The sequence below is a fragment of the Kribbella sp. NPDC051586 genome (genome assembly GCF_044453965.1).
GTDB lineage: Bacteria > Actinomycetota > Actinomycetes > Propionibacteriales > Kribbellaceae > Kribbella.
Map to the genome: position 1 here is coordinate 952,662 of NZ_JBITDF010000002.1, position 22,158 is coordinate 974,819.

At 68.6% G+C, this 22,158-nt stretch carries 21 protein-coding genes and 1 other RNA gene; 9 read left to right on the forward strand and 13 right to left on the reverse strand.

Annotated features, from left to right (window positions below; translation table 11 throughout):
• The first annotated feature begins 75 nt into the window (after window positions 1–75).
• Window positions 76–675 carry a histone H1-like repetitive region-containing protein gene (locus ACIA58_RS14915; protein WP_396404195.1) on the forward strand — a complete coding sequence of 200 codons (600 nt, stop codon included), beginning with the start codon at window positions 76–78 and terminating at the stop codon, window positions 673–675.
• A 96-nt stretch (window positions 676–771) separates the two neighbouring features.
• On the opposite strand, the gene ACIA58_RS14920 is transcribed toward ACIA58_RS14915, so the two are convergent.
• The gene (locus tag ACIA58_RS14920; RefSeq protein WP_396404196.1) at window positions 772–960 is read right to left on the reverse strand and encodes a hypothetical protein; all 189 of its coding nucleotides are present in this window, start codon (window positions 958–960) and stop codon (window positions 772–774) included.
• Window positions 961–1,014: 54 nt separating this feature from the next.
• Between ACIA58_RS14920 and map the strand changes: the two genes are divergently transcribed.
• Both map and ACIA58_RS14930 read left to right on the forward strand, forming a co-directional pair.
• Window positions 1,015–1,863: a type I methionyl aminopeptidase gene (gene map / locus ACIA58_RS14925; protein WP_396404197.1), complete on the forward strand. Its 849-nt coding sequence runs from the start codon at window positions 1,015–1,017 to the stop codon at window positions 1,861–1,863.
• Window positions 1,860–2,240, forward strand: a complete 381-nt coding sequence (locus ACIA58_RS14930) for a GNAT family N-acetyltransferase (RefSeq protein WP_396404198.1) — start codon at window positions 1,860–1,862, stop codon at window positions 2,238–2,240. The genes map and ACIA58_RS14930 overlap by 4 nt, the downstream gene beginning before the upstream one ends.
• 420 nt (window positions 2,241–2,660) lie before the next feature.
• On the opposite strand, the gene ACIA58_RS14935 is transcribed toward ACIA58_RS14930, so the two are convergent.
• The 4 genes from ACIA58_RS14935 to ACIA58_RS14950 form a co-directional block, all read right to left on the reverse strand.
• Window positions 2,661–4,418: a DUF222 domain-containing protein gene (locus tag ACIA58_RS14935; RefSeq protein WP_396404199.1), complete on the reverse strand. Its 1,758-nt coding sequence runs from the start codon at window positions 4,416–4,418 to the stop codon at window positions 2,661–2,663.
• Window positions 4,419–4,506: 88 nt separating this feature from the next.
• Window positions 4,507–4,965, reverse strand: a complete 459-nt coding sequence (locus tag ACIA58_RS14940; RefSeq protein ID WP_396404200.1) for a GNAT family N-acetyltransferase — start codon at window positions 4,963–4,965, stop codon at window positions 4,507–4,509.
• On the reverse strand, window positions 4,965–5,711 hold the full coding sequence (locus ACIA58_RS14945; RefSeq protein ID WP_396404201.1) for a nucleotidyltransferase domain-containing protein: 747 nt from the start codon (window positions 5,709–5,711) through the stop codon (window positions 4,965–4,967). The genes ACIA58_RS14940 and ACIA58_RS14945 overlap by 1 nt, the downstream gene beginning before the upstream one ends.
• Entirely contained in the window at window positions 5,708–7,189 is a 1,482-nt protein-coding gene (locus ACIA58_RS14950) for a S10 family peptidase (protein ID WP_396404202.1), read from the reverse strand. Before ACIA58_RS14950 ends, ACIA58_RS14945 begins: the two co-directional genes overlap by 4 nt.
• A 44-nt stretch (window positions 7,190–7,233) precedes the next feature.
• Between ACIA58_RS14950 and ACIA58_RS14955 the strand changes: the two genes are divergently transcribed.
• Window positions 7,234–7,602, forward strand: a complete 369-nt coding sequence (locus ACIA58_RS14955) for a DUF952 domain-containing protein (protein ID WP_396404203.1) — start codon at window positions 7,234–7,236, stop codon at window positions 7,600–7,602.
• Between the two features lie 10 nt (window positions 7,603–7,612).
• An RNA gene (gene rnpB / locus ACIA58_RS14960) (RNase P RNA component class A) lies at window positions 7,613–8,024 on the forward strand.
• 19 nt (window positions 8,025–8,043) lie between these two features.
• Here rnpB and ACIA58_RS14965 read toward each other — a convergent pair.
• Together ACIA58_RS14965 and ACIA58_RS14970 are read right to left on the reverse strand one after the other, a co-directional pair.
• On the reverse strand, window positions 8,044–8,202 hold the full coding sequence (locus tag ACIA58_RS14965; RefSeq protein WP_396404204.1) for a DUF899 family protein: 159 nt from the start codon (window positions 8,200–8,202) through the stop codon (window positions 8,044–8,046).
• A 14-nt stretch (window positions 8,203–8,216) separates the two neighbouring features.
• Window positions 8,217–8,774 carry a DUF899 family protein gene (locus tag ACIA58_RS14970; protein ID WP_396404205.1) on the reverse strand — a complete coding sequence of 186 codons (558 nt, stop codon included), beginning with the start codon at window positions 8,772–8,774 and terminating at the stop codon, window positions 8,217–8,219.
• Between the two features lie 190 nt (window positions 8,775–8,964).
• Here ACIA58_RS14970 and ACIA58_RS14975 point away from each other — a divergent pair, with 190 nt between their 5' ends.
• Together ACIA58_RS14975 and ACIA58_RS14980 are read left to right on the forward strand one after the other, a co-directional pair.
• The gene (locus ACIA58_RS14975) at window positions 8,965–12,156 is read left to right on the forward strand and encodes a S8 family serine peptidase (protein ID WP_396404206.1); all 3,192 of its coding nucleotides are present in this window, start codon (window positions 8,965–8,967) and stop codon (window positions 12,154–12,156) included.
• An 84-nt stretch (window positions 12,157–12,240) separates the two neighbouring features.
• Window positions 12,241–13,386, forward strand: a complete 1,146-nt coding sequence (locus ACIA58_RS14980) for an alpha/beta hydrolase family protein (protein ID WP_396404207.1) — start codon at window positions 12,241–12,243, stop codon at window positions 13,384–13,386.
• Here ACIA58_RS14980 and ACIA58_RS14985 read toward each other — a convergent pair.
• Window positions 13,383–13,859, reverse strand: coding sequence for a GNAT family N-acetyltransferase (locus ACIA58_RS14985; protein ID WP_396404208.1), 477 nt, complete (start codon window positions 13,857–13,859; stop codon window positions 13,383–13,385). The genes ACIA58_RS14980 and ACIA58_RS14985 overlap by 4 nt on opposite strands.
• A 69-nt stretch (window positions 13,860–13,928) precedes the next feature.
• Between ACIA58_RS14985 and ACIA58_RS14990 the strand changes: the two genes are divergently transcribed.
• A complete protein-coding gene (locus tag ACIA58_RS14990) occupies window positions 13,929–14,495 on the forward strand; it encodes a TetR/AcrR family transcriptional regulator (protein ID WP_396404209.1) in 567 nt (188 codons plus the stop codon).
• Here ACIA58_RS14990 and ACIA58_RS14995 read toward each other — a convergent pair.
• The 5 genes from ACIA58_RS14995 to ACIA58_RS15015 all read right to left on the reverse strand — a co-directional run bounded on the left by ACIA58_RS14995 (window position 14,484) and on the right by ACIA58_RS15015 (window position 20,834).
• Window positions 14,484–15,917, reverse strand: coding sequence for an RNB domain-containing ribonuclease (locus ACIA58_RS14995; RefSeq protein ID WP_396404210.1), 1,434 nt, complete (start codon window positions 15,915–15,917; stop codon window positions 14,484–14,486). The genes ACIA58_RS14990 and ACIA58_RS14995 overlap by 12 nt on opposite strands.
• A gap of 33 nt (window positions 15,918–15,950) precedes the next feature.
• On the reverse strand, window positions 15,951–17,072 hold the full coding sequence (locus ACIA58_RS15000; RefSeq protein WP_396404211.1) for a bifunctional RNase H/acid phosphatase: 1,122 nt from the start codon (window positions 17,070–17,072) through the stop codon (window positions 15,951–15,953).
• Window positions 17,069–17,827 carry a zinc ribbon domain-containing protein gene (locus ACIA58_RS15005; protein ID WP_396404212.1) on the reverse strand — a complete coding sequence of 253 codons (759 nt, stop codon included), beginning with the start codon at window positions 17,825–17,827 and terminating at the stop codon, window positions 17,069–17,071. Before ACIA58_RS15005 ends, ACIA58_RS15000 begins: the two co-directional genes overlap by 4 nt.
• Before the next feature lie 15 nt (window positions 17,828–17,842).
• Window positions 17,843–18,970: a Nif3-like dinuclear metal center hexameric protein gene (locus ACIA58_RS15010; RefSeq protein WP_396404213.1), complete on the reverse strand. Its 1,128-nt coding sequence runs from the start codon at window positions 18,968–18,970 to the stop codon at window positions 17,843–17,845.
• Window positions 18,971–19,175: 205 nt separating this feature from the next.
• Complete coding sequence (locus ACIA58_RS15015) at window positions 19,176–20,834, reverse strand: alpha-amylase family glycosyl hydrolase (protein ID WP_396404214.1); 1,659 nt, start codon at window positions 20,832–20,834, stop codon at window positions 19,176–19,178.
• 108 nt (window positions 20,835–20,942) lie between these two features.
• Here ACIA58_RS15015 and ACIA58_RS15020 point away from each other — a divergent pair, with 108 nt between their 5' ends.
• Window positions 20,943–22,154: an ROK family protein gene (locus ACIA58_RS15020; RefSeq protein ID WP_396404216.1), complete on the forward strand. Its 1,212-nt coding sequence runs from the start codon at window positions 20,943–20,945 to the stop codon at window positions 22,152–22,154.
• Window positions 22,155–22,158: the final 4 nt, after the last annotated feature.

The window sequence follows — 22,158 nt, forward strand, 5'->3', positions numbered from 1 at the left end:
GGCGCACAAGTGTTGTCATCATCATGACGACGAGGAATCCACCGTGGTTTTCCTCAGCCGCACCAAGGAGGCAGAGTGCCAGCCAAGAAGGCAGCCGCAGGGAAGGCGACAGCCAAAAAGGCTTCTCCCGCCAAGAAGACTGTCGCGAAGAAGGCCCCGGCGAAGCGGACGACAACCGCGCGCAAGGTCAGCGCAGCAAAGAAGACAGCGACGAAGAAGGTGAGTGCGGCCAAGAAGACCGCCGCTAAGAAGACGGTGGCGAAGAAGGCGCCGGCGAAGCGGGCTGTTGGGAAGACGGCCACCGCGAAGAAGACCACCGCCAAGAAGGCCCCGGCGAAGAAGGTCACGGCCCGCAAGACCGTTGCGAAGAAGGCGCCGGCGAAGCGCGCAACCGCTGCCAAGAAGACGACGGCGGCGAAGAAGACGACGGCCAAGCGCACGACCGCCGCCAAGAAGACGACGGCGAAGAAGACCGTCGCTCGCAAGACGGCCGCCAAGAAGGCCCCGGCCCGCAAGACCGCCGCCAAGAAGGTTGCCGCCAAGAAGGCGCCGGTGAAGGCCGCTGCCAAGAAGGCGCCGGCCAAGCGCGTCGCGGCGAAGAAGACGGCGGTCCGCAAGACCGCCGCGAAGAAGGCCCCGGCTCGCAAGACCGCGGCTCGGCGGGTAGCCCGCTGATCCGGACGTCCGCGCTCGCGCGACGTCCGTCACGACAAACCTGAGGGGCACCACCGGAGTCGGTGGTGCCCCTCGGCATGTTGTGGTCGGAACTCGTCAGTCGTCGTCCCACTTGGGGTCGTTCTCCCAGGCCTCGTTGCGTTCCTGGACCTTGTCGAGCGCGCGGGCGGCTTCCTCCGGGGAGCTGTACGGGCCGAGCCGGTCGCCCGACTTCGCTCCGGAGTACGGCTCGACCTTGCCGGTCTTGGTGTTGAAGTACCACTCGTTGCTGTGATCGTCGCTCATCTGGATGACCTACCTCCCGGGAGTCTTGTCGCAGCTGAATAGAATGATCTCACCATGTCGATCCTTACTGCTGGCGTCATTTCGCCGCGCCGCGACGTACCCGCCTCCATCCCGCGCCCGGAGTACGTCGACAAGCCGGCGCCGACGCCGTTCGACGGTTCGTACGTGACGTCGCCCGAGCTGATCGAGAAGATGCGGGTCGCGAGCAAGCTGGCCGCGCAGGCGTTGCAGGCGGTCGGTGCGGCGGCCAAGCCGGGGGTGACGACCGACGAGCTGGACGCGGTCGGACACGAGTACCTGATCGAGCGCAACGCGTACCCGTCGACGCTGGGCTACCGCGGCTACCCGAAGTCGCTGTGCACCTCGGTGAACGAGGTCATCTGCCACGGCATCCCCGACGACCGTCCGCTCGAGGACGGCGACATCGTCAACGTCGACATCACGGCGTACCTCGACGGTGTGCACGGCGACACCAACGCGACGTTCCTGGTCGGCGACGTCGACGAGGAGAGCCGGCTGCTGGTCGAGCGCACGCTGGAGGCCCTGAACCGCGGCATCAAGGCGGTCAAACCCGGCCGGCAGGTCAGCATCATCGGCCGCGTGATCGAGTCCTACGCCAAGCGCTTCGGGTACGGCGTCGTCCGCGACTTCACCGGCCACGGCATCTCGACGTCGTTCCATTCCGGCCTGATCATCCCGCACTACGACGACGAACGCTTCAACGACGTCATCGAGCCCGGCATGACCTTCACCATCGAGCCGATGCTCACCCTCGGCACCTACGAGTACGACCTCTGGGACGACGGCTGGACCGCCACCACCAAGGACAAGTCCCGCACCGCCCAGTTCGAACACACCCTCGTAGTCACCGACACCGGCGCCGAAGTCCTCACCCTGCCGTGAACATCACGCAGTATCGCGAAGCCCACCTCCCAGGCATCCTCGCGATCTGCGAAGCCGAACACTGGCCCAGCCTCCCCGCCGACCCCGCACGCGCCCACGCGGTCTGCACTGCACCGGGCGTGACAACTGTCGTCGCACTCGACGGCGAGCAGGTCATCGGTTTCGCCTACCTACAAAGCGACGGCCACATCCAGGCCCACCTGTCCCAACTAGCAGTCCACCAGGCCCACCGCCGCAAAGGCATCGGCCGCGCGCTCCTGGAGTACGCCGCACCCCTAACCGGAGCCCAACGCATAGACCTAGTCACCGACACAGCGGAAGCCTTCTACAAATCCTTCGACCACCGCCCCTTCTCAGGCTTCCGCATCTACCTGTAACTCAACACACCGCACACGTGCGGATGCCGGGGGGAAGCGTCCGCGCTGTCACCTCCGCCCCGCCACGTCCACATCCGACGTGTCCCCACCACTTCCCCCGCATCCGCACGGCAGCCCGTACGTCAGCGTCCGCGCGTCCACGTCCGTCCTGTCACGTCCACGTCCACGTCCGCCGTGTCCCGACCACTTCATCCCCAGCATCCGCAGGTCAGCATCGTCACATCAGCATCCACGCCACATCCGCCCCGCCACGCCACATCCGCCGTGTGCCGGCCACTTCCTGCCTGGCATTCGCACGGTCACGTCCACGCCGTCACGTCCACGCCGTCACGTCCCGACCAGGTTTGTTCTGGCACCCGCGCGGCGGCGTGCGCGTGGGCACAGCCGCGGTAGGTGTGGCACCGGGGCGGATGTGGAGTGCTAGGTGAGTGGTGTATCGGCCCAGGGGTCTGGGGGAATGGGTTTGGTCGAGCTCAACGAGCTGTCTCGGGCGTGTGGGGTTGGCTGAGCTGGATTGGTTGCCACCGAATCGCCTTGGAGTGCGGAGTGAGCGGCTTCCTGCGTCGTTGTTTCGTCGGCTGACCAGGGACCAGGACGTCGGGTCGTACGCCGTTCAGCAGACACTCCTGAACGGCCACCGGGACGTCTCCGCGCGGGAGGTCTCGTGGGAGGTCCTGCGGAGGCACGGGTGTCTGGTCGCGGGGCGGGGGTTGCCGCGAGGAGAGATGGCACGCTTGGTCTGCGTTGGGGTGGTGGATCGGCCCAGCTGGGGCGGGACACCTGGATGTGTCCGTCGGTGATGGTGATTACCCAGTGGCCGGCGTGGAGGGCGCGATGGTGTGCTCGGCAGAGGAGTACCAGGTTGTGGATCGCGGTTTCGCCGCCGTCGATCCACGACTGAAGGTGGTGTGCGTCGCAGTGGATCGGCGGGGCGCCACACACTACGCAGCCTTTGTCGCGAACGTTCAAGGCGCGACGCATCGCCCGCGTCACCAGGCGCTCGGCCCGCCCGACGTCGAGCGGCTCGGAGTTGGATCCGAGTACCAGCGGGATGATCTTCGCGTCACACGCCATCCGGCGGATCGCCGCGGCTGAGAGCCCATCGCCGTACACGAGTTCGCCGGTCGCGTTGGCAACGGCAGACCTCAGGTCGTCGAAATCGATCGTGACGGTGATGTTCGCCTTCGCACCGTACCCAGGCACCCAACGATCCGCACAGTACGCACCTGATCCATCCGCGACCGAGCCGTCGTTGGCCGAGCCGTCCCCGGCCGAGCCACCGTTGGCCGAACCATTCCCGGCCGGCCTGGTCCTCGCCGAGTTCGCCGAGGCATATGCCGTTGCGTCACCCGTGGCGCCGTCGTGCGTGGCAGCGGCTGCGGCTGCGGCGGCTGCTGCATCGACCGGGGTGGCGTTTTCGAGGGCAGCTCCTGTGGGGCGGCTGTTGGTGGTGGGTGGTTTGAAGCCGGTTTCGGTGGCTGCGGCGGCGATGGTGAGGGTGGTTGTGAGGGCGTCTGCTTGGCGCTTTTCGCGGGTGCGGGGGTCGAGTTCGCCGTCGTGGGTCTTGTGGGGGCGGGCGGCGGCGTGGATGCGGGATCGGAGGAGTTCGGCGTTCTCGTTGGCCAGGTAGCCGCGGAACTTGACGCCGTTCTCGGCCTCGATCAGGGTCAGCGACTCGCGGGCGTACGCCGCGTTCTCGTCGGGCTCGGGGCCGTCGGAGTCCAGCAGGTCGCAGATCTGTCGTGCGGCCTTGGCGAGCTCTCCTGGCGACAGGTGCGCGGCGAGCTTGACCAACTGCTCCTCCGCCACTTCGAGGTCTTCCACCGCGACTCTGGAGCCGACTCGCTCCAGCGCACTGACGATCGCGCCCGCCTGGGCTGGACGGAGCGGTCGAGTCTCGTCGGTGAGGGCAGTCGAGACGGCGTCGTACTTCGGCAGGCTGCGCGACAGCTTGACGTCGCGGTGGGCGTCACGGCGGTCGATGCGGTGGCGCATGGCAAGCAGTTCGGCGGTGTCGCGGGCGCCGAGCTCCGCGGCCAGACCGATCTCGTCGACACGGGCGATGAGCTGCAGGCGGTAGGTCAGAAGCTGGGTGACTGCAGCGTCAACCTGGTCAATGGTCGGCAGCAGCTCGCTGTCGCTCATCGACCAGACCGGCCGCTCACCCAGAAGTTCCATGCCCACAACGATAGACACACCCACCGACAGTTCCCAACCCAGAATCCCCTTATTTTCAAGGCGATTCAGTTATCCACAGATACAAAGTTCATCCGTCGACGAAGCCCAGATCGCGATACAGTGTGAGTGCGGGAGCATTGGAGTCCTCGACTCGCAGAGCGACCGTCGACGTTGCACAGCAGGCCAACAGCAGCCGCGCGATCCCCCGCCGTCGGTAGCTCGGGGCGGTGAACAGTTCGATGATGAAGGGGCAGTCCGGGGTATCGGGCCACGGCGCTCGCTTCACGATCAGCATTGCGCCTGCCAACTCGTCGCCCGACCAGGCCAGCCGGCTCAGGTTCAGGTCCAGTACGCCGTAGTGGCCTTCGAAGGTCAGCTCGATGTCTTCAATTGCTTCGGTCTCGGTCGACGAGGCAACGCCAGGCTCGTAGGCCTCGAAGTACAGGCGTCCCAACAGAAAGGTGTCCTCTAATGACGGCGCACGGAGCACGACTCCCGGAACGGCGGCGGTGTGCACAGGTCCGGCCGGGCGGACCAGAATGCTCATCAGAGCTCCCCGGCGGAGGCAATCACCGTCCGGCCGAACGCGACGGCGTCGATCGCATCGGCGGCGGTGAAGACAACCTCCGTACCGGCGCGATGGTCGATCGCGCGCCGGCAGAGTCCGGCGTACGCCGGGAACGTCGCGGCCCCGTGCTCGCCCGCAGCCGTCTTGGAGACGATGTTGCCCTCGGCAAGCAGCGCGTGCAGCCGCGGTACGCCGAGCACACACCACGGGATGATCCAGCCGTCGATCACCTCATCCCCCGGAGCGTCGGCAAAGCGGTTCTCCACCCGATCCAGCAGCGGCGCCCAGTACGACGTGAGGTTGGCCCGCGTGTAGTCGACGAGAGCCTGCTGATCGTCATGGACCTTCAAGCCCGGCACCTCCCGCACCGCGATCGACTGACGCGCCAGCTCCGACCACAGCACCGGGCTCACACCGCCTGCCTGGAGCTGACCGTCGATCGTGCAGACAACTGATGCGCGGAGGTCCGGCGGGGCCGCGAGGGTCGGCGCGGTCAGGTACACGACATCGAAGTACGGGCGCTCCGGCAGGCCGGTGTGGAGAGGGCGGACCTCGTCCTGCGTCACCGGCCTGTCGACCACGACCACACCGTCGATATCGCTGCGGCCCGGCCGGAAGTCGCCCAGCGGGATCGAGCCCGTCAGGTACAGCCCGCGGACCCGATCCGGCAGCAGCTCGTCCGCCAGGGTCAGGTACTTCGACGAGATCTCGGCGTACGGCGTCATCGGTTGGATGCGGTGCCGATGAACGCGCCGAGGTCCGCGGCCTGCTGCACGCGGGAGTCCTCGTGGATGTACATCATGTGGCCCGCCGGGTAGTACCTCGTCTCGATGTTGCCGGTCAGCTCCGCCGGGATCTGCAGGCGCGCCAACGTGTGCTCGGTGGCGAAGTACGGCGTCGCGCCGTCGTAGTGCCCGGACGCGACGTACACCTTGAGGTGCGGGTTGACGCGCATCGCCTCGGCGAGCTTGTCCGCGACCATGATCTGCTGGCCCTCGAACTCCTTGAACGACCAGTTCCTCGCCGCGTCCATGTTGAGCACCTCGTACGGCAGGTCGTTCTCGTACCCGAGCTCGACACGGACGTAGTGGTTGAGCGCCGCAGCGTACGGACCGGTGATCGCGTTCATCGACGGGTCGCGGTCCTGCCGCTCGCCGGCCGCATCCGGATCCCAGCCGGTGAAGCGACCGTCGATCCGCCCGACCACCTGCCGGCGCGACCGCAGCAGTTCGGCGAAGAACCGGCCGTGCTCGATCCGCAGGTTCACCCGGTCGATGTAGTCCTCGCTGAGCCCGGTCAGCGCGGCCAGCCGGGTGACGACCTCGGCCCGGTACTCCGCCGGAATCCGGTTGCCCTGGGCAAGCGCATTCGGGTACCGCCCGGCCGCGAACCGTTCCGCGTCGGCGAGGAGTTCCTCGAGCGTCTGGTCCGGCACGAGACCGTGGTAGTGCGCGATCGCGGCGTACGTCGGCAGGAACAGCGTGTACGGCAGATCGTTGCCGGGCGTGAAGTCGAGCGTCCCGAACTCCAGCACGACCGAGATCAGCATGACGCCGTTCAGGTACAACCCGTACCGCTGCTGCAGATGCGCGGCCAGTCCGGCCGCACGCGTCGTACCGTACGACTCGCCGGCCAGGAACTTCGGCGACATCCAGCGCCCGTTCCGCGACGTCCACAGCCGGATCACCTCGCCGACCGATTCCAGGTCACGGGTGAACCCGTGGTAGTCCCCCGGCTTCTCCCCCTCGACCGCGCGCGAGAACCCCGTCGACACCGGGTCGATGAACACGACGTCGCTGTACTTCAGCAGGGTCTCCGCGTTGTCGACGATCGAGTACGGCGGGGGCGCCAGCTCACCCACATCGCCCGACACCACGCGCCGCGGGCCGAGCAGTCCGAGGTGCAGCCAGATGCTCGACGAACCCGGTCCGCCGTTGAAGGCGAACGTCACCGGACGGTCCCCGGCGTCGGCGTCGTCCAGGGTGTACGCGGTGAGGAACACCTCCGCCTTCGGCTTCAACCCCTCGAACTTCCCGTCGGTGTACACCTCCTGCCGGAGCACGATCCGCCCGGTCGTCGCCGTGTACCGCAGCTCCTGCCCGTCGACGGTGATCGTGTGCTGCGACGTCACCAGATCGTCGACCGGCTTCGCGGGCTTCGTCTCGGTGCCGGCCTCGGTCTCCGTCTGCTCCTCGTTCGCCATGTCGAGCACCTTAATCCACGGCGGCAGGCGCTAGCGTTGGGTTTATGGCGACGATTCTGCACATCGCGTTCGCGGACCAGTGGGCGGCCGCGCTCGAGGCCGGGAGCTACCGGTGGTCGACCCGCGGCAAGAGCCTCGACGACGGCGCCACGTTCATCCACGCTTCCCGGCCCGAGCAGGTCGCGATGGTGGCGAACTTCGCGTACGACGACGTGGACCAGCCGCTGTGCCTGCTCGTGATCGACACCGGGAGGCTGGTGTCGGCGCTGTGCGACGAGGACCTTGACGGGACGGGGATGAGCTTCCCGCACATCTACGGACCGTTGAACCTGGACGCAGTGGTCGACGTACGCCCGTACGAGCGCGGTACCGACGGCCTGTGGCCGGAGGTGTCCGAGGAGGCCGTATCCTGAGGGGACGGAACGGGTCGGTCGGGCGATCGCGTCGTCCTGGCTCAGTTCTACTGGACCAGGGCGCCGAGGAAAGTCCGGACTCCACAGGGCAGCGTGGTGGGTAACGCCCACCCGGGGTAACCCGCGGGACAGTGCCACAGAGAACAGACCGCCAGCGGCTCCGATGAACCCCGTGGTTCATGGGAGTGCGGGTGAGGGTGAAACGGTGGTGTAAGAGACCACCAGCTCCGCAGGTGACTGTGGAGGCTCGGTAAACCCCACGTGGAGCAAGGCCAAGAAGGGCGGTGGGCAACCACCACCCGCGCGAGCGTTCGAGGGCGGCCCGCCCGAGCTCGCGGGTAGGCCGCTGGAGGTGCCCGGCAACGGTCACCGTAGATGGATGATCGCCACCACAGAATCCGGCTTACAGACCGACCCGTTCCCCACCCTCGAACGCCGCTTTCAGTGGCAGTGGCCGTCGGGCTTGACGCTGCGGCCGGCTGGTTTCTCCCAGGGTTCTTGGCGGCCCAGGGCGGTCATGTCCAGGGCCGTTACGGTGAAGGTCATGGCGTCGGGGCCGCGGCCGTACGTCGAGTAGGTGTGGTAGACCTGCTCGCCCACCCGGAGGAAGCAGCTCAGGCCGTGGAGGTCGAAGGCTGCTCCATCTGGATGAAGTCGGCCTCGGGGCGGAGGTCCCAGTCGGGCTTCGAGCGGTAGTTGTAGGAGAACGGCATGACCGACTCGTCCAGCGTCACGTGGTAGTCGTAGTTGAAGTCGCTCCCGTACGACGAGTACCACGGGTACTGCCACCCGCGCTCGGCCTTGTACGCCGCGAGCTTGTCGTACGGCGCCCGCGATACCAGCGCGAAGGTGGTGTTCGCGCCATGCAGCCCCGTCTGAGACCCGATGTCGTCGACGAACCCGGTGCAGTTCGGGCACGCCGCGTCCCACTCCGGCTGGTACATGATGTGGTACACGACCAGCTGGTCCCGCCCCTCGAACAGCTCCAGCAGCCCGGCCGGCCCGCCGCCGCCGCCCGTGAACGCGTACGGCTTGTCGACGAGCACCATCGGCAGCTCGCGCCGCCGCGTGTTGAGCGCGTCCCGCTGCTTCGTGAACGCCTTCTCCTCCGCCAGCAGCGCGACCCGTGCGGCCAGCCAGTCCTCCCGGGACACGACCTCGGGCAAGTTCATTCCAGCCTCCTCGAGATGAGATTCACCGGCGACGTCGGAGCCGACAACGCGAATTCGACACCCCGAGGCAGGCAAATTTGAGTGGGGTTGAGGTCTGGCGATGAACGGGTTTTGGTGCGACCGTGCTTCCGGGGGTCCACGAGCTTGTAACGAGTCAGGGGTACGGGGTCATGGGGAGGGGATTCGGACAATGCTGTCTCGAACCAGGAAATTCGGGGTTCTCGCGCTGTCGGCGGTGCTGGTCGGAGCGCTGATCGGAGTAACGCCGGCCGCGGCCGATCCGCCGAGGCCGAAGAAGGATCTCGGCTACAGCGACAAGGTGCTGTTGCAGAAGGCACGCACCAAGGGCCAGAAGACGGTCACGCTGCTGGTTGCCGCCGACAAGGGGCAGAGCAACGAGGTCGCGCAGCGGGTGGCGAAGCTCGGCGGGACCGTCGAGAAGCGGACCGACTCGATCGGCTACCTGCGCGTCAAGATCAGCACGGACAAGGCCGAGGACGTGGCGAACGTCCTGGGCGTCAAGGCGGTGGACGTCGACGACGTGATCCCGCTGGAGGACCCACGGCCCGAGGGCACGGTGGATCCGGCCCCGCAGCCGCCGCCGAAGGCAACGACTCCGCGGGTCAACCCGTACATGCCGACCGGTGACATCGGCTCGGCGCAGTTCGTCAACCAGCACCCGACCTGGGACGGCCGCGGCACGACGGTCGGCATCCTCGACACCGGCGTCGACCTCGGCCACCCGGCGCTGAACACGACGTCGACCGGCGAGCGCAAGATCGTCGACTGGGTCACCTACACCGACCCGACGTTCGTCGGCAACACGAACGCCGACAACGACCCGACCTGGATCCAGATGAACACCACGGTCGACGGCAGCACGGTCGGCCTTCCCGGCGAGGGCAGTGTCCAGACCGGCACCTTCAACGAACGCGATCCGCGCCTGGGCGGCGAGCTCGGCAACGACGTCAACCGCGACGGCAACCCGGCCGGCTCGAGCGGTACGTTCGGCGTCGCCTGGAACAAGACCACCGGCAGGGTCTGGGTGGACACGAACCAGAACGGCACCTTCGCCGACAACCCGGCGATGACCGACTACAAGATCAACTACGACATCGGCCACTTCGGCACCGACAACCCGGCCACGCCGATCAGTGAGTCGATGCCGTTCGTCGTGCAGACCGACCCGGCGGACAACGTGGTGAACATCGGCATCGTCTCCGGCGCGCACGGTTCGCACGTCGCGGGCATCGTGGCAGGCAACAAGCTCCTCGGCGGCTCGATGAGCGGCGCCGCACCGGGCGCGAAGCTGGTCTCGGTCCGGGTCTGCCTGTTCATCGCCGGCTGCACCAACCACGCACTGCTCGAGGGCATGATCTACGCGGTCACCCAGGCACACGTGGACGCGATCAACATGTCGATCGGCGGCCTGCCGGCGCTGAACGACGGCAACAACGCCCGCGCCGAGCTGTACAACTCGCTGATCGACACCTACGGCGTACAGATGTTCTTCTCCGCCGGTAACAGCGGACCGGGCATGAACACCATCGGCGACCCCGCGGTGGCGTCGAAGGTCGTGAGCGTCGGTTCGTACATCACCAGCGCCAGCTGGCTGGCGAACTACGGCTCGAAGACCGGTCCGGCCGAGAACCTGCACCCGTTCTCGTCCCGCGGCCCGGCCGAGGACGGTGCGCTCAAGCCGGAGATCGTCGCGCCGGGCTCGGCGATATCGGCCGTCCCGACCTGGCAACCAGGGCAACCGGTCGTCGGCACGTACACGCTGCCACCGGGCTACGGCATGTTCCAAGGTACGTCGATGGCCTCGCCGCAGATGGCCGGCGCAGGCGCACTGCTGCTCAGCGCCGCAAAGGCGACCGGCCTGTCGGTCACGCCCGCGCAACTGCGCAAGTCGCTGTTCTCGTCGGCGCGGTTCCTGACCGACTACAGCGCCTACGAGCAGGGCAACGGCCTGGCCAACGTCGGCGCCGCGTGGAACCTGCTGAAGAAGAGCCCGCGGACCGACACCATCACCGCCGCGGTCCCGGTCAGCACCGCCCTGTCCGCGTTCCTCAAGACGCCGGGCATCGGCACCGGGATCAACGACCGCGAGGGCGTGGTCCTGGGTACGCAGTACACCCGTACCTACACGTTGCGGCGTACCTCCGGGCCGGCCGGCAAGGTGAAGTACAAGCTGTCCTGGCTCAGCGGCGACGGCACCTTCGTCACCGCCGGCAACGTCATGCTGCCGCTCAACACCGACGTGTCCCTGCCGGTCCTGGTCAAGGCCAAGTCCGTCGGCGCGCACTCGGCGCTGCTGCAGTTCGACGACACCAGTTCACCGGGGATCGAGTTCCAGACCCTGAACACGATCGTGGTGCCGAACGAACTGTCGACGGCGACTCCGGCGAAGACGGTCACCGGGAAGATCGGTCGCAACCAGACCACGAGCTACTTCTTCCGCGTGCCCGCCGGCGTCACCGCTCTGAAGGTGGACCTGTCCGGTCCGAACGCGACGGCAGGCACCGGGCAGGCGCGATTCCTGCGCTTCAGCCCGTACGGCCTTCCCAGCGAGGACGCCGAGACCAACAGCCTGTACTGCTACAGCCCACCGGTCGCGGGCGGGACGTGCTCGGATCCGCTCAGCCGTACGGTCAGCAACCCGATGCCCGGCGTGTGGGAGATCACCGTCGAGGCCCGGCGTACGTCGGACCTCCTGAAGACGCCGTACACGCTGACGGCGTCCCTGCTGGGGGCATCGGTGTCGCCGAACCCCGACGTCATCGCCAGCGGCACCCTCGGGCAGCCGATCAGCCGCTCCTACACGATGACGAACCTGCAGGGTCCGTTCACCGGTAGGGCCGTCGGGACCGCACTGGGCAGCGCGAAGCTGGCCACCCCGACGATCGCGGACGGCGCACAGCAACAGTTCCAGGTGAATGTGACGCCGGGCACGACCTCGCTCAAGGCCGCGATCGGCGGCACGAGTGATCTCAACGCCGACCTCGATCTGTTCGCGTACAACTGCTCGAGCGGAACCTGCGTGCTGGCTGCGCAGAGTGCGGGCAGTACCGCCGTGGAGTCGATCACTGTGAACAACCCGGCGGTGGGCATCTGGGTCATCCTCGTCGACGGGTTCGCGGTGCCGTCGGGGACGACGACGTACAACTATCGCGACGTTCTCGCCAACCCGGCGTACGGCACGATCGCAGTGTCGGACGCCAACGCGCTGCGGGCAGCAGGCGCAGTGTGGACCGCGCCGGCGACAGTGACGCCGACTGCGGCACCCGCGTCCGGGCGGGTTCTCTACGGCAACGTGGAGGTCCGGACGGACACGAATGTCCTCATCGGTTCAGGGGATGTGATCATCCAGTCCGTCAGCTGAGCAAACCGGCCTCCGACCCACGCGTGCTGCGGCGCGCGTGGGTCGGAGCCCGTTTCGACCCGCAGCCGATGAGAAACTGGAGCCATGCGGAGACGGGTGCGGACCGGGATCGTGATCCTTCTCCTGGTCGTGCTACTCGGCGGGGCCGGGTACGTCGGCTGGGTGCTGGTGCAGCGGTCCGAACCGGTATCGCTGCCGGAGCTGACCGGGAACTACCAGGTCGGCCGCCGAACGTTCGAATGGACCGATACGCCGCGCCGCGACCCGTACACGAACGGCCCGCGCAAGCTCGCTGTCTGGCTGTGGTACCCGGTCGCCAAGGAGACCACCGGCCGCCGCGTCCAGTACGCCCCCGGCCAGTGGAGCGCACTCCACCTCAAGTCGCCCGTCTCGCTGTTCCAAGGACCGTTCGACACCCTCCAGGACCGCGCCCTGGACCGGGTAGCCGTCGCGCCGGGTCGCTTCCCGGTCGTCGTACTGATGCCGGGCATGGGCCTGTCCGCTCCGATGTACGCGGCTCTCGCCGAGGATCTCGCGAGCCACGGGTACCTCGTCGCGGGCGTCACACCGACGTACAGCGCGAACCTCACCGTCCTCGACGGCCAAACCGTGGAGAGCAAGCCGGAGGCGAACCCGCCGAACCTCGGCGACAGCACCGAAGGCTCTCAGCAGGTAGGCGACCATCTCGTCACCGTCTGGGCCGCCGATGCCCGGTTCGCCGCCGGCATGGTCGCGAAGCAGCTACCGGGCTCGGTCGAGTCCTCGGTCGGACCGTCGTACGTCGGCCACTCGTTCGGCGGTGCGGCGTCACTCGAAGCCTGCCGCCAGGACCAACGCTGCGCGGCCGCGGTCGACCTGGACGGCAGCCAGTTCGGTGAGGTGGTGACGAAGGGGGTGACGGCGCCGATCATGCTGCTCGGCGCCGACGACTCCTGCATCACCAGCGTCTGCGGCCCGGACGCCAAGAACGATGCCGACCGCAACCGCGCACTGTCTTTGCTCAAGGCAAGCAATGGCGCGTCGTGGTGTGCCACGATCCCCGGCAGCCGCCATTTCAACTTCACCGACTACGGCGTCTACTACCTGGCCTACCCGCTCCGGAAGTTCCTGCCGCTCGGCAGCGTCGGCCCACGCCATGCCCTGACCGTCACGAACGGCTACCTCAACACCTTCCTGTCGCACGCGATCTACAAGACCCCGCCGCCCGGCGCTCCGGCCTGCCGGACCTAGAGATCCAACTCGTAGGTCTGCCCAACCAGCGCGTCGCCCCACATCTCGTGCGGCTCGGTCGCCGTCAGCCGGAACCCGCGTGACAGGTAGATGTGCCGCGCCGCGACCAGCGGATCGTTGGTCCACAACACCATCCGCTTGTAACCGGCTGCGCGGGCAAACTCCAAACACGTGTCGACCAGCGCGGCACCGAGCTTCAGCCCACGCGCCGCCGGCGTCACGAGCAGGAGCCGCAACTGCGCCGTCGTCTCGTCCGGACCGCGCACACAGAAGATGCTGCCGACCCGCTCCCCGTCCACCTCCCCGATCCACGCCGCCTCGCGCTCGTCGTCGTGCTCGGTCGCGTACGCCGCCACGATCTGCGCGATCAGCACCTCGTACTGCGGACTCCAGCCGTACTCGGCCGCATAGATCTCCGCGTGCGACTGCACTACCCAGCCGAGATCGCCCGGCTTCCCCAGCTTCCTGATCATTCGTCCACCCGATCTACTGACACGACTGTTTCAGTAAGCGATACTAGCCTGGTGCCGACCACAAGAACAGTGCCACTTTCGAAGGATGGCCCGTCCGCGCGCCAGCAGGAACTGCTCGAGCGCGCGTACGCCTACTCGCTGACGCACGGGCTGGCCGACCTGTCGCTGCGCCCGCTGGCGACCGCGATCGGGTCCAGTCCGCGCGTGCTGCTGTTCCTGTTCGACAGCAAGGACGGCCTCATCCGGGCCCTGCTCGCCCGCGCCCGGGCCGACGAGCTGGAGTTGCTCCGCCGGATCCAGCAGCAGCACGACGTACCGCCCGGGCTGGACGTGGTCGCCCGGGAGCTGTGGACCTGGATGGCAGCTCCTGAGCGGCGGCCGTTGATGACGTTCTGGGTCGAGGCGTACGGGCGGTCCCTGGTCGCGCCCGAGGGGCCGTGGGCGGACTTCGCCCGCTCGACGGTCGACGACTGGCTCGAGTTGCTCAAGGCAACGCAGCCGGACCCGGACGCGATCCACTCCGCGGCGCGGCGTACCGGCGTACTGGCGATGCTCCGTGGAGCGCTGATCGACCTGCTCGCGACCGGCGACCTGGAGCGGACCACCGCCGCCCTCGAGGACTACCTAGCCGACTAGCTCGAACGCGACCGTGCGCTTGGCGATGTCGGCCTCGACCAGCTTCACGCGGACCTGCTTGCCCAGCGGCAGCGCCGTGCCCGTGACCCGGCCTTCGATCGCGACCTTGGTCAGCGCGACGATGCCGCGGTTGTTCTCCCGCTCGTCGACCTCGGTGATCACGCCGTCGAACTCGGACCCGACCTGATCCGCGACCAGCCCGGCCTCGACCATGCTGACGATCGACCGCTCGTACGCGTGCGCGCGCCGGTCCGCGTCGTCCATCATCTTCGGGATCTCGTCCATCGAATCCCGCACCCAGGCCGGCACCTCGGCACCGGCCGAGAGCGCGACGCAGATCTCCCCGGTCCAGCGGTCGACAAGTCGTCGCAGCGGCGCGGTGACATGGGCGTACTCCGCCTTCATCGCGGCATGTTGCGGTGACGCCGGCACGCTCCCCGCGAAGGCGACGTACCCGGCGCCGCGGAACAGCACCGTGCAGGCCGCGAGCATCGCCGCGTGCGCCGGCACCTTCGGGTCGAGCCCGTGGATGAACTCGGCGTACGTCGTCTCGTCCGGCCAGGCGAGCCCCAGCGCCTTGGCGGTGTTGCCGAGCTTGCGGCGCAGATCGTCGTGCGATTCGGGCAGCGTCCGCAGGATGCCGATCTTGCCCTTCATCATCAGCTCGGCGGCGGCCATCCCGGTCAGCAGGGAGATCTGCGCGTTCCAGCCCTCGACCGGCAGCGGCGCGCGGAACTCCAGACCCCAACCGTGGTTGGAGGTGACGACCTCCTGGTCCGGGATCGGCAGGTTGACGCCGCCGCGATCCAGCTCACGCTGCTCCCGGAGCTTCCCGACCTCGCGCAGCAGTTGCAACGACTCGGACGCCGTACCTGCGTCGAGGTCCTGTTGTACGCCGGCGTAGTTGAGCTTGGCCCGCGACCTCACCAGGGCCCGCTCGCAGGTGACGCCTGTGCCTTCGCCGGTCGCGTCCACCATGATCGTCCAGAGCAGAGCGGGACGGACCTGGTCGGGCAGCAGCGAGGCCTCGTCCTCGGACAGCTCCGGCGGGTGCAGCGGCGTGCGCTTGTCCGGCGCGTACAGGGTCTCGCCGCGCTTGCGGGCCTCGACGTCGATCGGGTCCCCGGCCTGCACGAACGCGGCGACGTCGGCGATCGCGTAGTGCACGGTGTAGCCGTCGCCGGTTCGCTCGATGTGCAGCGCCTGGTCGAGGTCCATCGAGTCCGGCGGGTCGATCGTGACGAACTCGATGTCGGTCCGATCCAGCTTCGGCAGGCGAACGTTCGCCGCCGCTGCCACCGCCGCGGCGGTCACCTCGGGCGGGAAGTCGGCCGGGACCTCCTGCTCCCGACGGATGTCCTGCAACGACGCCCGGAACACCTCCGGAACATCCTCGGCGAAGTGAACTCTCTGCAGCGGCATGGGGTCAGACTAGGGCAGGCCGCCAGGCAGGCCCTACAGGGCAGGCTGCAGGTTGAAGGAGCGGAGCGACGCCAGTCCGTCGGCGTACCAGTGGATCTCGGTCAGGGTCGCCGGGCGCATTTCCATCCGGAACATCGACGACATCGGGGCCTGCAGCACCGATCGGACCATCAGCTTGATCGGCGTCACGTGCGTCACCACGACGACGGTCTTGCCGGGGTGGCGGGCCAGCAGCCCGTCCCGCGCCGACCGCGCCCGCCGCGCGCACGCGTCGAACGACTCACCGCCGGGCGGCGCGACACTCGTCGAGTCCAGCCACGCGTTCAGCGCGTCCGGCCACTTCTGCTGTACTTCGGCGTACGTGTGGCCGTCCCAGTCGCCGAACGAGCACTCGATCCAGCCGTCGTCGACGATCGGCTCCAGCCCGAGCCTCGTCGCCACCGCGTCGGCCGTCTGCCGGGCCCGCACCATCGGCGACGTCACCAGCGCGTCCACCCCGCCGATCCGGGCCAGGTACTCCGCCGCTGCCGCGGCCTGCGCGCGACCGGTGTCGCTCAACGCCGGGTCGTCGCCACCGGCACCGGAGAACCGCTTCTCCGCGGTGTGCGGCGTCTCGCCGTGGCGCAGGAAGATCAGCTGCGTCGGTGGCTCGGCCTGCGCACCCCAGCCCTGCAAGGCCTTCTGCAGATCCGACGGCTCCTGGGCCGAGGCCGGCGCCGATCCGGCCGGGGCGGGTGTCAGCGGGATGTCCACGCCGTCGAGCGCGTTGTTCGCGAGGGCGTCCGCGGCGGAGTTCTGTGCGCGCGGCACCCAGGTCCACTCGGTCCCGAACGGCGCCAGGCCCTGCGCCTTGATCGCCAGCGGCTTCAGGTCCGGGTGCTTGATCTTCCACCGGCCGGCCATCTGCTCGATGACCAGCTTCGAGTCCATCCGCACCTCGATCGAGGCGTCCGGCGCGTACTCCGCGGCGAGCTGGAGCCCCGCCACGAGTCCGGAGTACTCCGCGACGTTGTTGGTCGCGATCCCGAGCGTCTGCCCCTGCTGTGCGATGACCTGACCCGTTGCCGGATCACGCACCAACGCGCCGTACGCCGCCGGCCCCGGATTCCCCCGGGACCCACCGTCGGCCTCGACGATGACGTGCGGATAGCTCATGCCGCGCTCTCCGACGTACGGACGAGGATGCGGCCGCACTCCTCACACCGCAGTACGGCGTCGGGGGCTGCCGCCTTGATCGCGAGGAGGTCGGACGGGGCAAGCTCCATCCGGCAGCCCATGCAGCGCTTGCCGACCAGCGGCGCGGCGCCGATGCCGCCGTTGTGCTCGCGCAGCCGTTGGTACTGGGCGACCAGGTTCTCCGGGAGCTCGGCAGCGACAGTCGTGCGCTTGTCGCCGAGCTGCGCGCGCTGCTCGTCGAGCTCCTTGAGGGCGGCGTCGCGGGTGGTCTCCAGCTCGGACTGCCGGCCCGCGAACGCCTCGGCCCGGGCGCGCAGGTCGGCCTGCACCACCTCGGCGGCCTCGAGCTTCTCCATCACCTCGAGCTCGGCGTCCTCCAGGTCGGAGATCCGGCGCTCGAGCGAACCGATCTCGTGCTGCAGGTTCTCCAGGTCGCGGGGCGAGGTGACCTGACCGGAGTCGATCCGCTGCTGGTTGCGGGCACGGCGCTGGCGGACCTGCTCGACGTCGCTGTCGGCCTTCTTCTGCTCGCGCTGCAGGTCGCTGACCTCGGTGTCGGCGGTGACGAGCTCGCGGTCGACCACGGACTTCTCGGCGGACAGGTCCTTGAGGGCCTGGTGCTCGGGCAACGACGCGCGCTTGTGCGCGACCTGATCCAGCTGCAGGTCGACATCCTGCAGGTCCAGCAACCGGCGTTGGACGGCGGGCTCGGCGTTCAGAGTCGGCTCCTTCAAATCGTGGCGGCGCCCTCAGATCCGCAGGGTCCATGCGTCCGTGCAGAGCGTTGAGATGTGAGTGTCCACGGTACTGCCTTGCGCTGCCAGGCCGGCGAGCAGGAGCCGCTCGGCATCCGCGAGCCACGGCCACTCGCTGGCCCAGTGCGCGACGTCGACCAGCGCGGGGTCGCCGTACGCGCGCGCCTCGGTCGCGGGATGGTGCCGGAGGTCCGCGGTGAGGTACGCGTCCACACCGGCGGCCCGGACCCGGTCGAACTCCGAATCGCCCGCTCCCCCGACCACCGCGACGGTCTCGATCATCCGCTCCGGATCCCCGGAGACGCGCACGCCGTGCTCGGTCCGCGGCAGGCTCTCCGCGACCAGCCGGGCGAAGTCGGCCAGCGGCAACGGCTCCGCGAGTACGCCGATCCGGCCGCCACCGCGCTCACTCGGCAGCGCCGCCAACTCGTAGAAGTCGTACGCCGGTTCCTCGTAGGAATGCGCCGCGACCAGCGCCTCCGCGACCGCCCGGCGCTTGCGGCGCGGCAGGATCATCTCGATGCGGTCCTCCCGCACCACCTCGATGTCGCCGACGGTGCCGATCGTCGGGTTCGCGCCCTCGAGCGGCCGGAACGTCCCGTCGCCGGTGACGCTCCATGCTGCGCGTTCGTAGTTGCCGACCCGCCCCGCACCGGCCTTCGCTAGCGCGTCGAGCATCGCCTGCGTCTCCCCGACCGGGACACCGACGACGACCTTGTCCATCGGGTCGGCCGGCATCGGCTTCAACGGCCGCGTGTCCCGCAACCCGATCGCGGCGGCGAGCGCGTCGCTCACTCCCGGGTTCGCGTTGTCGGCGTTGGTGTGGCAGACCTGCAGCGCGACGCCGCCGCGGATCAGGTCGTGAATCACCCGGCCCTTCGGCGTCGACGTGGCCACACTGTTCACACCGCGCAGCAACAACGGGTGGTGCGTGACGAGCAGATCGAACCCGCCTTCGATCGCCTCGTCGACCACGCCCCGCATCGGATCCACGGCGAACAGGACCCGCCGTACCTCTTGCTCCGGATCCCCGGTCACCAACCCGACCGCATCCCACGACTCCGCCCAGGCCGGGTCGTACAACCGATCGAGAACCGCAGTCACATCCGCCAGCGTCGTCACGCCGCCTATCCTGACACCCACTGGATTGTGACGGGGGCAGCCGCCCGGTGCCCCCGCCACAACCAGTTCCGCCGGTGCGGACGTGGAGGTGCGACCGCCCCGCCGCATCCACCACGTCGCCCGCTCCGGCGGGTCGTCCCAGTCACAGGGGGAGGGCCGTCGACAGGGGCCGACGGCTTGACCGGGACGAGTCTTCGAGGCCTGGCTAGATCAGCCAGGCGGTTGTGTCGCTCGGGAGCTTGTCGCCCTCGAGCGGGCCGCTGGACAGCACCACGGCAGCGTCCGGCAGCTCGACCGGGGCCGCGCCGAAGTTCGTGACGCACTGCCAGCCGCCGGGCCGGGTGAAGTGCAGGACCCAGTCCGTCGCGTCGACCCAGGTCAGCGAGTTGCCGGTGCGCAGACCACGCCGTACGGCGAGGGCCTTGCGGTACAGGCTCAGCGTCGACTCCTGGTCGCCGTCCTGCGCCTGGACCGAGTACGCCCCGAACCACTTCGGCTGCAGCAGGTGGGACCCGCCCGGGCCGAAGCCGAACGACAACCCGTCGACGGTCCACGGGATCGGCACCCGGCAACCGTCGCGGCCCTTCTCGGCGCCCTTCGAGCGGAAGTACGCCGGGTCCTGCAGGTTCGCGGCCGGCAGCTCACCGACCTCCTGCAGACCGAGCTCCTCACCCTGGTACAGGTACGCCGACCCGGGCAGCGCCAGCATCAGCAGCGTGGCAGCTCGGGCGCGCTGCAGGCCGAGCGCGACGTCGACCGTCGGCTCGGTGCCGTTGCTGAGCAGCCAGTCCTTGCCGTCCTGCCAGCCGCCCTTCGGGTTCCTCGGCAGGCCGTACCGGGTGGCGTGCCGGACGACGTCGTGGTTGGAGAACACCCACGTCGACGACGAGCCGTTCTCCTCGGCGAGCGCGAGGTTCTCCTCGATCACCTTGCGGAACTTCTCGTACTCGAAGTCGGCCTGCAGCAGGTCGAAGTTGAACGCCTGCCCGAGCCCGTCGGCGCTGGCGTACCGGGCCCGGCGGGCGGCCGGCACGAACGCCTCGGCCACGGCCGACCGCGGCGGGTCGTAGGTGTTCAGCAGGTTGCGCCAGTCGCGGTAGATCTCGTGGACGCCGTCCTGGTCCCACAGCGGGTGCGCGCCGTTGGACTCCGACTGGCGGGGCAGCATGGCCTTCGACGGGAACGGCTCGGACAGGTCCTTCACGAGCGCGTGCGCGACGTCGACCCGGAAGCCGTCGACCCCGCGGTCGGACCAGAACTTCAGCGTCTCCAGGAAGTCCGCGCGGACCTCCGGGTGCTGCCAGTTCAGGTCGGGCTGCTCGGCGGCGAACATGTGCAGGTACCACTGGCCGTCGTCGGTCTTGGCCCAGGCGGAGCCGCCGAAGACGGAGTCCCAGTCCGACGGCGGCTGGTCGCCGTCGCTGTCTTCCGGGCCGTCGCGGAAGATGTACCGCTCCCGGGCCGGCTCGCCCTTGGCCGCCTCGAGCGCCTCGACGAACCACTCGTGGCGGTTGGAGGTGTGGTTGGGGACGATGTCGACGATGAGCTTGATGCCCTCGGTGTGCAGCGCCTCGATCAGCTGGTCGAAGTCGTCCAGGGTCCCCAGCCGCGGGTCGACGTTGCGGTAGTCGTCCACGTCGTACCCGCCGTCGGCCAGCGCGGAGGGGTAGAACGGGCTCAGCCAGACCGCGTCGATCCCCAGCGCCACCAGGTACGGAACCCGACTGACAATGCCCTGCAGATCGCCGACGCCATCACCGTTGGCGTCGGCGAAGCTGCGCGGGTAGATCTGGTAGACGACAGCCTGCCGCCACCAGTCGGACTGAGCCGTTTGGGTCGTTGGGGTCGTCTGCGGACTCGTCACGATCGCCTCACCGGAATCTGTTGGTAACCCAGGGTTTATATATAGGCTCTAAATTTAGAATCTGCATGTATTCTGCGGTCGGTACGACGACAGGTCAAGGGGCTTTTCATGGCAAAACCACCGACTACCCCACCGACGGCCACTCCGACGATGTTGCGCCGGGTGAACGCGGGGAAGGTACTGGGCGTGCTCACGGGCGCGCGGGTGATGACAGGAACCAGCCTGATCGAGGCCACCGGGCTCACCCGCGCGACCGTGCACGCGGTCTGCAACGACCTGATCTCGATGGGCTGGGTGGTCGAGCTCGACCCCGGCCGGACGTCTGTCGGCCGTCCGTCGCGCCGGTTCGAGTACAACAACCACGCGGGATACGTGCTCGGCATCGACATCGGTGCGGCCAAGACGACCGTGCTGGTCTCGGACCTGCGCGGCGAGACGGTCGCCAAGGCCGGGCGGTCCGCGGCAGGCGTGAAAACACCGGCCGAGCGGACCGGGATCGTGCACGAGACGGTGCTCGAGGCACTGGCGTCCGCAGGAGTGTCGAACGAGCAGGTCCTGGTGGCGGGCGTCGGCGTCGCGGCGCCGGTCGATCGGGACGGGAACATCCTGGTCGACGACGAGTTCTGGCGGCGCTTCGACGCGGACCTGTCGAAGCGGCTGACCGAGCTGCACGGCTGGCCGGTCCTGCTGGAGAACGACGCCAACCTCGCCACCCTCGGCGAGCACTGGCGCGGCGAGGCGCGCAACGTCGACGACCTCGTCGTGCTGCTGGCCGGTGAGCGGTTCGGGTCCGGGCTGATGGACTCGGGTCGGCTCCTGCACGGCAGCCGCGGCGGCGCCGGCGAGATGGTCTTCCTCAAGCTGATCGAAGGCGTCGGCGATACGCACGGCATCGCCCGGATCGCGCGCGAGAACGGTACGGCGGCGGTCGCCGACCCGGCCGTCGAGACGTCGCTGCGCGAGCTGGCCGAGGGCGGCGAGGTGACCGCGGAGCAGGTGTTCAGCGCCGCGGCCGGCGGCGATGAAGTTGCCCTAGGCATCCTTGAGGACATCGCCGCCCGGACCGCGCGGGTGATCGCCACCCTCGGCATCTTGTTCAACCCCGAGCTGATCGTCATCGGCGGCGCGGTCGCCGAAGCCGCAGCCGCCCTGCTCCCCGACCTCGACAAGCACCTGTCCGGCTACACCAGTACGCCGCCCCGCGTCGCCGTCTCGTCCCTCGGCGACGCGATCGTCTCGGTCGGCGCCGTCCGCCACGCGCTCAACTACGTCGAGGAACACGCCCTCGACCTGGAGCTCAGCTCCCGCCCCAACTGGTGAAGCG